Genomic DNA, 15,765 nt, shown 5'->3' with positions numbered 1-15,765 from the left:
TATTCTATTTATTACTGTGTTACCCGTATAACCCCTGCACCATTATAAGAATGGTATTCTCCATTATACATGGCATCGGCGCTTACAGGTCCCATATGATACAAGCCGGGCGATACCGCACGCACCGCATAATAATACGTTTGTTTCGTGCTTTGCAGGTTTACAAACAGGTTAATCCGGTCATCACGCACATCCAGCGCCGTGGGCGTATGGGCATCTTTGATCCAGTCCATACCTGGTATCTCTTTCGTACGCGGGTTCTCTATTTCAAACCCGGCCGGCAACAGGTCAGCAATCACTATATTGTCCACATCTCCGCTGTAGGTCTTTTCCAGTGTGATCTGCACCACGATCATATCATTTTGCTTAAAGCTGTTGCCACTCACCACCCGGCCATAACGGTCAAAGAATTTCCGGCGTACCCGGATATAATTGTCTTCCTCTTTATAGCTGCCGCTCGCACTGATGCCTTCACTCTGCCAGTAATAATAAAGACGGCCTTCGCCTTTGGTTATAATCTCTACATTATTGTTGCCAAGCTGCTTCGCATTTAATTTCAGCACATTGGTACCGGCAGTACCTACTGTTTTACCATTCACTTTTACGTCGGCCGTTACCGTAGCATTATTGGCTGCCCGCGCCTGCTTGCCCAGCGCCAGGAAACTGAAAGAACATTCCTGGGTGCTGTACCAATACCGCTGTTTCAGCTTATCGGCTACATGCTTTGTCATAGTGGGTATCTGCGGATTACCGGGATCTACATCCAGTAAGGCATTCAATGCTACCGCCTCATCACGTATATCGGAATAGAAGCTGCCACCGGTCTGCGCCACCGATACCTCCCCGGTAAAGGAAGTGGGCAGCAATTCCCGGAACTTCGCTTTGTCACCCGCAATGGCATACGCCACACTCAGCAGGTATTTACCATCCAGGCTCAACAACTGCGGGTTGGCTTTATAATAGTTCATGGCCGACACATTGGGCTTCCCGGCCAGCGCCAGCACATACAAACTATAAGGCACTTCCTTGGGCGCAATCTTCTTTTGTTCCTTCTGGTTATAATAATAAAGGATCGTCTCTTTATTCTTCAGGCGGCTGTTGAGGAAATTGGTCAGTCCGTTCAGCACGCTCTTATCCACATCAAAACCCGCTTTCTGCGCTTCAATTAAGAAGTGAGCCGCATAAACAGAGGCCCACCACTGCTCCTCACCTTCGCCATCCCATAACGTAACGCCACCGGTGTATAACTGGCGCAGTTTGATCTTCCGGATAGCCTCCAGCACATTCCAGTTAGCGCCGCTGTTAGCCATTTGTTTTCCCTGCATTTGCTGCACCATATCTTCATAGTATAGTTGCGGGAAGGCAGCCGACACCGTTTGTTCTGTACAGCCATAAGGATATTGTACCAGGTAGCGCAACTGCTTGCCCAGCTCAAGGGCAGGACTGCGGCTTACGATCAACTGGTAATCGGAACTACCCGGCAGGAAATCATTCACCGGTATCGCAACACGTTGGGTATTGCTGCCGGTAATACTGCCGCCGCCCGTCAATACCTGTAAGGGGGAGGCCGGACGCACACTGATCTCGGTTTCATCACTGAACTTCTCGCCCAATCCCTGTACTTCTACTGCCACCTTACCCACATTCACTGCAGGGGTAGCTACCACCTGGAATACGGCTCGGTTCTCACTATTGGCATTCAGGGATACCGATTGCCTGCTATCACCTATTACTTTCAGCGGACCGCTTACATTCAAGGTAGCGGTAGCGGAGGTACTTTTTGCGGTGGTATTGGTAATGATCACCGGCACTGTAGCCGTATCACCCGGGCTCAGGAACCTGGGCAGGGCGGTGCTCAATACCAATGGGTCGGCCACGGTAATAGCGCTCTCACTGCTGCCAAAGCTTTCATCTTTATAAGCTACCGCCATCAGCCGTACTTCACCACTGAATTGGGGGATATCAAACTCAAAGCTGGCATTACCACTGCCATCGGCTTTGGCAATACCGCTCCAGTAAGAAACGATCTTAATGCGCTTGGCCGGCATGGGGTTGGTACGCTTGTTCATCTCCAGGTCGCCGTCACCACCCGTACTGCTCAGGCGCGCTTTCAATTCAGGGAACAGGAGGGGGTACATATCATACGCCGATACCTCCAAAGATTTAGGCGCATAGAAATAACCATAAGGATCGGGGGTCTGGAAATCGCTCACCTGCAGTACACCATTATCTACCGCGGCCAGCGTAACATAACTGCCGGGCGCCGCTTTTACCTTCACCGTTTGGCGGGTACGGGAACGCACTGCTTTCTGAGCTTCAATAGCAACTGCTATCTTACGGTCTTTCTCTTCCACGCGGATGCTCTGGAAGCCATGTGCCACGGTAAGCGGTATTTCACTTACATCATGCGGCTTGATCAGTGTAGCGGTAACATATACGTTGGGCAAATGTTCTGCCGTCAGTTTCAGGTCAACAGAGGCGCTGCGGTTCTCCACATTTACATACTGGTAAGAAACCACCTTATCTGTTTCCATCGTTACCAGCATACGTCCGCTGAAAGGTGTCTTGAACAATACTTTGGCGCTTTCGCCCGACTGGTAAGTAGACTTATCCAGCTCTATATCAATATTGCCTTCTGCATCCACTTCAAAAGAACTGTTATCGCCACCCCAGAAGCCATAACTATAGAAAGTACGGCTCACATAACTGGAAGCACCGGGAATAGCCACCCGCACCTCATAATTGCCCGGTGACCGTGGCACAAAGGAGAAGGCTGTATTCTCACCGCTTACCGCTACTACCTGCTGCGCCACTACCTTATCATCCTGCTGCGATTCATAACGGAAATAACTGCCTTCTTTCCGCAGAATGGTACGGTAATCATGCTTGATCACCTTTACTTCAGCTTTGGCGCCCGCAGCCAGGTTCTCATTCTTGTCCAGGGCGATGAGCGGAAAACGGATAGACTGGTTCAACGGGTAATACCAGTAACCATCACTGCCAATGCCAAAGAATACATTTTGCGTGAAAATATCGGCAGCGGCGGTACGGCTTACCGGCCGGCCTGTTTCATCAAATACGGTAGCATAGAATGTAGCCTGCAACAGTCCTTTATTGGCATATATATCCGGTACAGCATAACTCATGCTGGCATTACCATTGTCGTCGGTGCTGCCCTCTTTCACATCTTTCTCAAAGGAAATAGCCTGGTTCTGGATACCGAAATTGTAACGGTTGTACTTTTTAGGAGCAAAATACTTTTGTTTTACCTGTACCTCCGCTTCATAATTACGGTTCGCAGCAGGTGGGCCAAAGAAGTTAACAGCATTAATAGACAGGTTGCCTGTCTGTCCGGGTAACAGGAATGGCTTGTCCAGTTTGGCAGATACCTTGATCCTGTCGGGCACAAACTCTTCAATGCTGAAATTCTTGCTACCCAGTAATACATCATTGGAGGTATACACTTCCAGGGTATAGCTACCGGTAATAGCAGATACCGCTATATCTACATCGCCTTCCAATGAACCTTGCGCATTGAGGGTCTTACGGAAAGTCTTCAGCTCTTTACCATTCGGCAGCAGGAACTTCATCTTCACCGGCAGCTCACCGGGTGATTTCCATTGCCTGTCGCGCAGGATCACGGAGAAATTCACCTTTTCTCCCGGCCGGTAAATATCCCTTTCAGCATAAATAAAGGCATCGAGGCCGGTGCTATTGCTGCGTTTGCCGCCCACTTCAAAGCGGGAAGTATTGACCCGGGTATTATTAAAAGGCAGGTAATTGAAATCATCAGCCGTTTTGGCGATGATCATAGCCGGACGGAAACCGGCAAACTCCTTGCGCGTAAGCGTTAGTTCGGCCACACCATCGGCATTCGTAGTGCCCATGCCCAATACCTGGTTATTATTACCATAGGCAACCACATTCACGCCATTCACCGCTTCAGCCGTTTTAATAGAATTGGTAAATACAAAGATCTTGTCCTTGCCTTCTTTGGCAATTAACCCAAGATCTGATTTGGAGATAAAACGGCTATCCGTAACCCAGTAATCGGTAGTAGAGCGGATCTTGATATGATAAATACCCTTGAAGTCGGGCAGGCGGTCTTCCACATTAAACGTAAACAGGCGGCTATTGCCATACTTGGGCAGGGTGCGGGTCTCGATCTCCTTCTCATAGATCACATCACCTACCGACAGATCACCGCCACCACCATAATAATCCTCTTCATAATATTCACCATCCCCCTCCTCTGTTCCCCTCCGGGAATCCTGGGGATAATAACCATACCGTTGCGCAAACAACAGGTTGCTTTCATAGATCTTGGAAATGATCACCTTTACCTTGGGTATATTCGTGATCTTCACTTCAATATTCTGGCTGCCCTTGGATGACAAATAAACTCCTTTACTGTTGCCAAAACGAAGGGCAGGTTCCAGTTCACCAAAAGCTACATTGCCCTTGTACTCTTCCCTTAATACGCCGCCAATGCGGCCACGCAATCCCTTGGCAATCGTAACAGCGTAGGTTTTATCGGCATCGAAACTTTCACTGTTAATGCTGAACCCGTCTTCTGTTTGTTGTACCGTGAACTTTACAGCCGGGTCAAACTGCAGGCGGGAACTGATATTTTCCATCACCACCTGTTGACTGGTACGCACATACACAGTTCCGCCGGTGCCATCATGCTCAGCAGTCACGTCATTAATGCTGAGGTTAAATGGAGAAGGAATAACGAGCTTGTTTTCAATGGCCTCTTTGGTGCCATTGGAGCCGCCTTCCGGTACCAGTCCTTTATCCAGTGTTACCTGGGCATCGAGGTCTTTGTCTTCTGCTTTTATGCCCAATACACGCAGGGATATCTTGCTATCGTTGGAGAGGGTAAGCACGTCATAACTGGCTGTTTTGCCACCAATCTCCAGTTTCATCTTTTCCTTAATGGTGGCGGGGTTCACAGGATAATTGAAATAAAGGTCTACCTGTGGTACAGCCGAAGTGCTGCGCTCATCGGCCAGCGTCCAGGTAACGTTCGTATTATCCAGTTGCAGGTAAGGCGTGGCAAAAGTAATCTCATCGGCCTTGCCGATCTTACCATACTTACTGTGTTGAAGGATATCGCTGTTCAGCTTAGCCTTGAAACTGGTAGCGGGTGGTAAGGGCCGGGCAGGGGAGAATACCAGTTGGTCTGGCGACTCCCACCGGAAGCGGCCGGGTATCTTGGGTTCAAAAGAAATATAGTCGGTAGAGTCCCACTGGTTCAGCAGGGAATCGGCTACGAGGGATTTATCAAAACGGAATACCAGGTTGCCGAGGGATTGTACTTCCCCTTTGGCATTGGTATAATCAAGATTTACAATACTGCGGTTACAGGCAAGCAAAAAAATAACAACCACTACGGTTGTTACAGCTAACAGTTGTTTACGCATAAAGGGTTAATATTGACGTGATTGTAGGAAAAGCGGCGTTAAAATACAAAATATCGGTGATTCCCCAACGTTCGTTGAACATCAGGTAATAAATATCCCGGAATACCATGATAAATGTGCAGGAGAACTAAGGAGGAAGGCTGGACGAATCCATACAGGTTATTTCATATGAAAGATACATTACCGCCAATGCCATTTGCAAATAGCAGGAGATAAGGATTTGTTAATTCGTAGCGTAATTTATGGGACAGAGTCCCACAAATTCTCAGGAAGGGCAATATCTTTAACCCGTGAAAAATATCCGGCGTAAGTTGAAGTTAGGGTGTAAATGGTTGCTGATCACCAGCGGTGGCCTGTTCCTGCTTTTCCTCTTGCTGCAATGGATATTCCCCCTGCCCGACCAGGTGGAATATTCTACCATCATTACCGATCACAAAGGCGAGGTAATACATGCTTTTCTGACGAAAGATGAAAAGTGGCGCATGAAAACGACGCTGGAAGAGATATCACCCCTACTGCGCAAGACCATCATTGAAAAGGAAGATCAATACTTTTATTACCATCCCGGTGTAAATGTGCTGGCTATTGGCCGGGCAATGGCGAAGAATATCTTCCGGCTGAAACGTACATCCGGCGCCAGTACCATCACCATGCAGGTAGCCCGGGCCCTGGAGCCCAAACGGCGCACCTGGTTCAATAAGCTGGTAGAAATGTTCAGGGCCTTTGAGCTGGAATGGAGATACAGTAAAGACGAGATCTTACAACTGTACCTGAACCTGGTGCCTTATGGCGGCAATATTGAAGGGGTCAAGAGCGCATCCATCCTGTATTTCAAAAAGAATCCCGATCACCTTTCCCTGGCCGAGATCACAGCCCTGTCTATCATCCCCAACCGCCCTTCCTCCCTCGTCATGGGTAAGCACAATGACCTTATCGTACAGGAAAGGAACCGCTGGTTAAAGAAGTTTGCCGCCGGCAAAGTGTTTACGGAAAAAGAAATACAGGATGCCCTGAGCGAACCCCTGCATGCTACCCGGGGCGTTGTACCTAAACTGATCCCCCACCTCGCCTACCGGTTAAAGCGGCAGGGCGGTGATATCATCGCCACGAATATTGACATGAACACCCAATCCAAAGTGGAGAAACTGGTGGAGGATTATGCCCGCACACTACGCCTGAAGAACATCCGCAATGCAGCCGTAGTGATCATCAACAACCACACCCATAATGTGGTAACCTATGTAGGTTCTTCCGGCTTTTATGATACCCTCGATGCCGGGCAGGTGAATGGCGCCGCTGCGATCCGCCAGCCGGGCAGCACCTTAAAGCCGCTGCTGTATGGCTTGTGTATAGACGAAGGTTTGATGACCCCCAAAGCGGTGATCACCGATGTAGCGGTCAACTATGACGGCTATGCACCCGAAAACTATGACAAGCAATTCAACGGATATGTAACCATGGAATACGCGCTGGAGCATTCCCTCAATATACCAGCCGTTAAAGGATTAAGGATGCTGGGAAAAGATAAGCTGGTGCATAAGCTGGCCGCCTGCGATTTCCGGCAGATCAAAAAAGACCAAAAGAAACTGGGACTGTCGATGGTACTGGGAGGATGTGGCGCTACCCTCGAAGAACTGACGGGCTTGTACAGCTCCTTTGCGCATGAAGGAAAATACTTCAGGCCGAACTATACCAGGGCAATAGACGGAGCGCTTTCCACAGCCGAAGCAAATAACCGCAGCGACTATGCGGTCATCAGCCCTGCCGCCACCTTTATGATCAATGAAATGCTGTCGAAAGTTAACCGGCCCGACTTCCCCCTCAACTGGCAAAGCACGGAGCACATGCCCAAGATAGCCTGGAAAACAGGCACCTCTTATGGCCGCCGGGATGCCTGGAGTATTGGTTACAATAAGAACTACACGGTAGGTATATGGGTAGGCAATTTCTCGGCCCTCGGCATTCCGGAACTAAGCGGCGCCAATGTAGCCACTCCTCTCCTGTTCAGGGTATTCAATACCATAGATTATGACAGCGACCAGGAATGGTTTACTCAACCGAAGGATTGCGACAGCCGCCTCGTTTGTTCAGAGACCGGCATGGCGCCAACAGACCATTGCCACAACACGGTAACAGATTATTTCATTCCGCTCATCTCTTCTACGCAGGCCTGCAACAACATGCAGGAGGTAATGATTTCTCCAGATGCCAAACTATCTTATTGCAAGCTCTGTATGCCGGCAGCAGGTTACAAAAAACAATGGTATAAAACGGTGTCTGCAGAAATGCAGCAATACTATGATGAGCACCACATCGCCTATCAAAAAATACCGGAACACAATCCCAACTGTGAAAAGATCTTTGCCGGTGGAGCACCAGCCATCACCTCCCCCCGGAATGGCGCTGAATATCTTATCAGCAGCAAACATCCCGAACCCTTGCAGCTAACCTGTCAAACCGGTAATGACGTAAGCAAAGTCTACTGGTACATCAACAACCGCTTCTTTAAAGCAGCGGAAGTGAAGACCAAGCAATTCTTTATCCCTGAAGAAGGACCGGTCAAAATATCCTGCACGGATGATAAGGGCAGGAACAGGAATATATGGATCAGGGTGCGGTACGTGAATATGTGAGTAGTGATAACTCACTAATCAACTTTCCTGACATTTCCATTCCCGGTAATATGTGTGGAAGTCTGGGCATTGCCTTTATAGCGCACATTGCCATTGCCAGTGATCCGTACATCCAGCTTTACACTGGCCGTGACATTCGCATTACCATTACCCATAACCTCCATACTGGCTGATTCTGTTTGCAGATCAAAAGCTTCAATCTCTCCATTACCGGTTATTTTGCACTTGAAGTCGCGGGTCTGTCCTTTTATCTCAATACCACCATTGCCACCAAGGTCTGCATCAATTTCAGGAGCATCTACTTCCACCTTCATTTTGGCATTGCCACCTACATTCAGGTCAATCCTGGCAGAATCAGTAATCTTTGTAGTACTGAATACATTCCCGTTTCCTTCTGAGTTGATTTTGTTTAAGCGGGGAGCTGTAACATATACCTTCACGGTGCGGCGGGGTTTTAACCAGAAGCCATCTTTGGTATGGATCTTCAGCACCCCATTGTCTACAAAAGTTTCAATGTAAGGGATAATATTTTCTTCTGCTTCAATTTTTACTGCGTAAGGACCAATGCCTACATAAGTTTCAAAATTGATGCCTGAGACAACGCCGGTAAAACCGGTTTCTGAGCGTTCTTCTGTTTTCACATTACCATTTCCCTTGACCCGTTCGCCGGTCACAAAGTCACAGGAGGAAAATAAAATAGTAGCAGTGCAAAGAATAAGAAGGAGCTTTTTCATGTGTTGGGTTATTTGGCTTCAGCAAAAATGCTGAATTATTGGTGATTTTTCATAATTAGACGCAAGGGAGCCAAAAACGTTACCCAAAACTTTTCTTACCTTCGCACCACCATGACGGAAAAGATTCTCATTCTCGATTTCGGCAGTCAGTATACTCAATTGATTGCCAGGGCCGTCCGCGAGGCCAACGTATATTGTGAAATAGTCCCTTACCATCACAAAATTGAATTTGACGCCTCCCTGAAGGGCATTATCCTGTCGGGTTCTCCCTTCTCGGTAAATGATGCCAATGCCCCGATGGTTGACATAGCCAGCCTGCACCAGCAACTACCGCTGCTGGGCGTGTGTTATGGCGCCCAGCTTACCGCCAAGCAATTTGGCGGACGGGTAGCCAACAGCAATAAAAGGGAATATGGCCGCGCCCTGATGACCAAAACGAAAGAAGACATCCTGCTGAAGGATGTTACCGATAACAGCCAGGTGTGGATGAGCCACGCCGATTCCGTACTGGACCTTCCCTCCGGCTTTGAAGTACTGGCCACTACCGATACCATTCCCTATGCTGCCTTTAAAAAGAATGGTACAGAACTGCCCCTTTACTGTGTACAGTTCCACCCCGAAGTATACCACTCTATTGAAGGGAAAAAAATACTGAAGAACTTCCTCGTTAATATCTGCGGTTGTAAGCAGGACTGGACGCCCGCCCACTTTATTACCGATACCGTGAATGCCCTCAAAAAGCAGATCGGCGACCGTAAAGTGATCATGGCATTAAGTGGTGGTGTGGATTCCACAGTTGCCGCCACCCTCATCCACAAGGCCATCGGTGAACGCCTCTTTGGCATTTTTGTGGACAATGGCGTGCTGCGCAAGAATGAATTCCAACAAGTACTGGATACCTACGGCACTATCGGCCTCAATGTAAAAGGCGTGGATGCCAAAGAGCTTTTCTATAATGAACTGAAGGGGAAAACCGACCCCGAGGCCAAGCGCAAAACCATTGGCAAGTTATTTATAGATGTTTTCCAGGAAGAGGCTAAGAAAGTGGAAGGGATCGGATTACTGGGCCAGGGTACCATTTACCCCGATGTGATCGAGAGCGTATCTGTACATGGTCCTTCAGTCACCATCAAATCGCACCACAATGTGGGTGGTTTGCCCGATATTATGCACCTGGAGCTGGTAGAACCCCTGCGTACCCTCTTTAAAGATGAGGTACGCCGCGTGGGCGCCGAACTGGGAATCCCTGCTAATTTGTTAAATCGTCATCCTTTCCCCGGCCCCGGATTAGCCATCCGCATACTGGGAGAGATCACCCCGGATAGGGTACAGTTGCTGCAGGAAGCCGATGACCGCTACATACAAGGCTTAAAAGACCACCACCTGTACGACCAGGTATGGCAGGCCGGCGCTATCCTCCTGCCGGTGAAGAGTGTAGGCGTAATGGGTGATGAGCGCACCTATGAGTTCACAGTTGCCTTACGGGCAGTTACCTCTGTAGATGGTATGACGGCCGACTGGGCGCACCTCCCTTACGATTTCCTGGCACATATTTCGAATGATATTATCAATAATGTGAAGGGAATTAACCGGGTGGTGTACGATATCAGCAGTAAACCGCCTGCAACGATCGAGTGGGAGTAACCGTCTTGATCATAATCCCTGTAAAACAGTAAAATATCTGTACCTGGCAGAGCGTTATTGCCTGTGCGTGCTTACTGGTTTTGTGGAAGGGAGTCACCTCATATACGAACCATCATGAAAAAGAATAGGCGTTTTATTTTGCTCACCCTCTGTGCATTGATACAATGGACTATTTCTTTTTCGCAGACAGATTCCCTGGCTGCACGCCCCGATTCACTTCCCCAACGGCATCATGTAGCCATATTTGCTCCGCTTTACCTGGATTCTGCTTTTGATGCTGCCGGCCAATACCGGTATGCTAAAAACTTCCCCAAGTTCATCAATCCCGGTCTTGAATTTTGGGAGGGTGCCCAACTGGCAATAGACTCCATGAAAAAAGAAGGGTTGCAACTGGAAATACATGTTTATGATACCCGTTCTGCTTCCCGGCCACTCATGTCCCTGCTACGCAGTGAAGAGATAAAGCAAATGGACTTGCTCATAGGGCACGTAGTAAATGCGAATGAAGCCAACCTGTTGGTGCAGATGGCCGCCTCTTTAACCATACCCTTTATCAATGTAAACCTGCCCATTGAAGCGGGCGCCAGGAATAACCCCTACTATGTTATTCTGAACTCCACCCTCCCTACGCAGTGCGCGGGCATCTACAAATTCCTGCAAAAGAACTATTCCGTGTCTACCATTGTCGTTTTCCGTAAGAAAGGCGCCACAGAAGATTTATTAAGAAACTATTTTACAGAAGCTGAAAAATCTACCCTGGGCGTTCCGCTGAAAATGAAATACGTGACCCTGGAGAATAACTTCACGCAGGATGATATCACAGACTACCTGGACAGTAACAAAACCAATGTATGCCTGGTAGCCAGCCTCGATGCCTTCTTCGGTCAGCAGGTTTGCCAGCAACTGGCCGCTGTCAGCAGCAGCTACACCACCACCGTGATGGGCATGCCTACCTGGTGGCAGTTTGATTTTGAAAAACCAATATTCAAAGGCATTGAAATATATTACAGCACACCATTCTATATCAATCCGGCCGACTCACTGGCGCTTGGCGTGCAGGAACATTTCAGGACCAACTTTTACTCCCGCCCTTCTGATATGGTGTACAGGGGCTATGAAACCATTTACCACTTTGGCCACCTGCTTGCCTCCAATGGAAAAAATATAAGCTCCAGCCTGGGCGATAAAAAGTTCAAGCTCTTCACCCAATTCGACATTCAGCCTGTTATTGACAAACAAACCATGACGCTGGACTACTTCGAGAACAAAAAACTCTACTTTGTCAAGAAAGTGGATGGAATAGTCAAAGCAGTTTATTAAGTCTGTCTGAACGATGCCTCCAATCTTTTAACTTCCCAAAAGCAGAAGATATAGTAAATTAAGGTCTGAAAAGAGGGGGGATAAATGAGGAAATATTTTATTTTGTTGATATTGTTGGTGAGTGGTTTTGCCTTTACCACCTGGATACAGGAGTACAGTGAATATGATCCCGTACCCATTCCGGCCAGTCAGCAACGCCTCGGAGGTGATGCAAAGAAAGGGTTGGAATACCTCATTACCGGCGACTATGTGAAAGGAGGCATCCCTTACAGCGCCTTTGTAATGGGACTTGGTAAAGACAAACGCAACTTTCTGCAAAGGGAAGGAAAGAATGAAAAGCTACCTTTTGAATATACTGCCATTACAGCCTCCAATGGAGAAATACTGGTAGCACCCAATTGCCTGCAATGCCATGCCCAGGTATTTGAGGATAAACTATATATTGGCATGGGCAATACCTTTATTGATTTTACCCAGAATGATAAGCTGAACGTCAAGAACCTGAAAGCGCTGGAATCCTGGCTCAAACTCATGGCCCCTAAAAAATACCAGGCATCCAAAGCATTCATCCAGGTAGCCAAGGCCATTGGTCCTTACCTGCATACAGACGTACAGGGGGTGAATGCTGCCGACCGGTTGGCTGCCCTGCTCGTTGCACACCGTGATCCGGTTACTTTTCAATGGAATGATTCTGTCTTACTGGATATTCCGGAAGACGTGATCCCTACCGATGTACCTGCCTGGTGGTTATTGAAGAAGAAAAATGCCATGTTCTACAATGGCTTTGGCCGGGGTGATTTTGGTAAATTCCTCGGCGCCTCCAACCTACTCACGGTAGTGGATACGAGTGAGTCGAATGAAGTGGATACCCACATGCCCGATATGCTGGCTTATATCTATTCGCTCGAAGCACCCAAATATCCCGGTACCATAGACAATGCGCTGGCTGCCATGGGAGAAACCGTCTTTATCAACAACTGCTCCAAATGTCATGGCACCTATGATGCAGCAGGAACCTATCCCAACCTGCTGATACCATCAGCGGTCATCCAAACCGACTCCATGTTGTACAAAAGCAACTATTCCAATCCGCAGTTTGTGGAATGGTTCAACAAGAGCTGGTTTACCCGGGGCGATCATCCTGCCCGGCTGGAGCCTTTTAATGGGTATATTGCACCGCCACTGGATGGCATCTGGGCTACGGCCCCTTACCTGCACAATGGATCAGTACCCAGCCTGGAAGCTTTACTGAACAGCGACCTGCGGCCCGCCTACTGGTCAAGAAATTTTGACAAGCCGGCGTATGATTATGAAAAAGTGGGCTGGGTGTACAAGAAGCAGGAGCAGCCCGGTAAGAACGTGTACAACACAACCAAACCCGGCTATTCAAATGCCGGCCATACCTTTGGCGATCGCCTCACCGAAGCAGAAAAAAAAGCAGTGCTGGAATACCTGAAGAAGCTGTAGCCTTTTACTTCCCACGTCATTACTTTGCCAGATTATTCCCCTAAATTTACCGGGTGCAGGTGGAACTTCGTGAAACCATAGGATACAAGATCATCCAGCAATGGCTGGCTGACAAGGGCCACCGGCCATTTCCTTTCCAGGAAGAAACCTGGGGACATATCATCCATGGCAAGAGCGGCCTGGTCAATGCGCCGACGGGCTTTGGTAAAACCTTCTCGGTATTCCTCGGCGCCGTAATTGACTTCATCAACCAACATCCCAACAATTACAAAACGAAATCAAAGAATGGCCTGCAACTCCTGTGGGTAACACCCTTGCGTGCCCTGGGAAAAGACATTGCCCGCGCCATGGAAGAAGTCATTACCGAACTGGGTATGAGTTGGAAAGTAGGTATCCGCAATGGCGATACCGATGTGAATGAACGGCAGAAGCAGAAAAGGCAGATGCCGGAAGCACTCGTCATCACACCGGAAAGCCTGCACCTGCTGCTGGCGCAGAAAGGATACCCCGATGTATTCAAAGCCCTGAAGATAATTGCGGTGGATGAATGGCATGAACTCATCGGCAGTAAACGCGGTGTACAAATTGAACTCGCCGTTACCAGGATTGTGCATGTACAGCAATCGCTGTTCAATACCCATTGTGCCGTATGGGGTATCAGCGCCACCATTGGCAACCTTGACCAGGCGCAGGAAGTATTGCTGGCGTCCGTAGGAGGTAAAGGCGCCACTGTTAAAGCTCAACTGCGCAAAGAAGTATCCATCGAATCCATTATACCCGATGAAATAGAGCAATATCCCTGGGCCGGGCATTTGGGCATCAAGCTGGCGCATAAAGTAATTCCGATTATCCATAACAGTCGTACCACCCTCATCTTCATCAATACACGGGGTATGAGTGAGCGATGGTACCAAACCCTGCTCAATGAAGCGCCCGACCTCGCAGGCGCCATTGCTTTGCACCATGGCAGTATAGAACAGCAATTGCGTATTTGGGTGGAAGAGAACTTACACAGCGGTAAACTAAAAGCAGTAGTATGTACCGCCAGCCTTGACCTCGGTGTTGACTTCCGCCCGGTGGAAACAGTTATACAGGTAGGATCACCCAAAGGAGTGGCCCGTTTCCTGCAAAGGGCCGGCCGTAGTGGCCACCAGCCTGGTGAGGTAAGTAAAATATACTTTCTGCCTACACATTCACTGGAGCTGGTAGAAGCAGCCGCTTTAAAATCGGCCATTGAAGAAAACTTCATAGAAAGCCGTGAGCCCATGCTCCTGTGTTATGATGTGTTGATACAATTCCTTGGCACGCTGGCCATATCAGAAGGTTTCCGGCCTGATGAATTGTACCAGGAAATCACAGCCACTTACTGTTATCGTGATATGACGCCCGATGAATGGTCGGCCATCTTACATTTTGTAACAGCAGGAGGCACTGCCCTGCAGCAATATGATGACTATAAAAAAATAGAGGTCATTGATGACCTCTACCGTATTACCAGCCGCCGCATCGCCATGCGTCACCGGCTGCACATTGGCACCATCGTCAGTGAGTCTATGATGAAAGTAAAATTTGTCAGCGGCGGCTTCATCGGTGTTATTGAAGAATGGTTCATATCCAGGTTATCGCCGGGCGAAGTATTTACACTGGCCGGCAGGAACCTGGAGCTGGTCATGATCAAAGACATGACGGCCCTGGTACGAAAGTCCAGTGCTACCAAGTCCATCGTCCCCAGTTGGCAGGGCGGCCGGATGCCTTTATCGGCCAACCTCGGTAAGAAGTTGCGGGAGAAATTTAATGAAGCGGAGCATGCAGCACATAAGCGGGATATAGAACTGGAAGTATTACAACCATTATTCCAGTTGCAGGAAGCACTCTCCCATGTGCCCAAAGCCAATGAACTGCTCATTGAACAGATAGAGACCAAAGATGGCTTCCACCTTTTTGTATTCCCTTTTGAAGGAAGACTGGTACATGAAGCTATGGCAGCCATACTGGCTTGGCGCATCAGTAAAATACGCCCTATTACCTTCTCCTTCGCCATGAATGATTATGGGTTTGAATTATTGAGTGATCAGCCTATACCGGTGGATGACACCAATGTATACGAATTATTTACACCCGATGACCTGCTGGCCGATATTCAGCGCAGTGTAAATGCTACAGAAATGGCAAAGCGCAAGTTCCGGGATATAGCAGTCATTGGCGGACTCATTTTCCAGGGCTATCCGGGTGAGCAGAAAAAAGCCAGGCACCTGCAATCATCCGCGTCCCTCCTGTTCAATGTATTTTCCGAATATGAGCCTCATAACCTGCTCTTACGGCAAGCCTACCAGGAAGTGCTGGACCAGCAGATGGAAGAAGTACGGCTGCGCAACATGCTGGAACGTATTCAGCAATCAAATATCATACTCACCTTTCCACAAGCACTTACTCCCTTCTGCTTCCCCATCAAAGTAGACAGCATGCGGGAGAACCTCACTTCAGAAAAACTGGAAGACCGGGTGAAGAAGATGCAGGGGCAATTGAGCAAGTAATATCGCC

7 protein-coding genes are annotated in these 15,765 nt (G+C 48.5%); 5 read left to right on the top strand and 2 right to left on the bottom strand.

Annotated features, from left to right (window positions below; translation table 11 throughout):
* Positions 1 to 11: 11 nt before the first annotated feature.
* On the bottom strand, positions 12 to 5,426 hold the full coding sequence (locus tag HB364_RS18910; protein WP_167289858.1) for an alpha-2-macroglobulin family protein: 5,415 nt from the start codon (positions 5,424 to 5,426) through the stop codon (positions 12 to 14).
* Positions 5,427 to 5,737: 311 nt separating this feature from the next.
* Here HB364_RS18910 and pbpC point away from each other — a divergent pair, with 311 nt between their 5' ends.
* On the top strand, positions 5,738 to 8,059 hold the full coding sequence (gene pbpC / locus HB364_RS18905) for a penicillin-binding protein 1C (protein ID WP_208420019.1): 2,322 nt from the start codon (positions 5,738 to 5,740) through the stop codon (positions 8,057 to 8,059).
* Positions 8,060 to 8,073: 14 nt separating this feature from the next.
* On the opposite strand, the gene HB364_RS18900 is transcribed toward pbpC, so the two are convergent.
* Positions 8,074 to 8,793, bottom strand: a complete 720-nt coding sequence (locus HB364_RS18900) for a head GIN domain-containing protein (RefSeq protein WP_167289856.1) — start codon at positions 8,791 to 8,793, stop codon at positions 8,074 to 8,076.
* Positions 8,794 to 8,904: 111 nt separating this feature from the next.
* Between HB364_RS18900 and guaA the strand changes: the two genes are divergently transcribed.
* The 4 genes from guaA (at position 8,905) to HB364_RS18880 (ending at position 15,758) form a co-directional block, all read left to right on the top strand.
* On the top strand, positions 8,905 to 10,437 hold the full coding sequence (gene guaA, locus HB364_RS18895) for a glutamine-hydrolyzing GMP synthase (protein WP_167289855.1): 1,533 nt from the start codon (positions 8,905 to 8,907) through the stop codon (positions 10,435 to 10,437).
* Positions 10,438 to 10,551: 114 nt separating this feature from the next.
* Complete coding sequence (locus HB364_RS18890) at positions 10,552 to 11,757, top strand: amino acid ABC transporter substrate-binding protein (protein WP_167289854.1); 1,206 nt, start codon at positions 10,552 to 10,554, stop codon at positions 11,755 to 11,757.
* Between the two features lie 102 nt (positions 11,758 to 11,859).
* On the top strand, positions 11,860 to 13,224 hold the full coding sequence (locus HB364_RS18885) for a c-type cytochrome (protein ID WP_167289853.1): 1,365 nt from the start codon (positions 11,860 to 11,862) through the stop codon (positions 13,222 to 13,224).
* A 53-nt stretch (positions 13,225 to 13,277) separates the two neighbouring features.
* Positions 13,278 to 15,758: a ligase-associated DNA damage response DEXH box helicase gene (locus HB364_RS18880; RefSeq protein ID WP_317170716.1), complete on the top strand. Its 2,481-nt coding sequence runs from the start codon at positions 13,278 to 13,280 to the stop codon at positions 15,756 to 15,758.
* The last annotated feature ends 7 nt before the right edge of the window (positions 15,759 to 15,765 follow it).

The sequence above is a fragment of the Paraflavitalea devenefica genome (genome assembly GCF_011759375.1).
Taxonomy (GTDB): domain Bacteria; phylum Bacteroidota; class Bacteroidia; order Chitinophagales; family Chitinophagaceae; genus Paraflavitalea; species Paraflavitalea devenefica.
The sequence above is the reverse complement of the archived record's forward strand: the minus strand, read 5'-3'. Positions and strand labels throughout refer to the sequence as shown.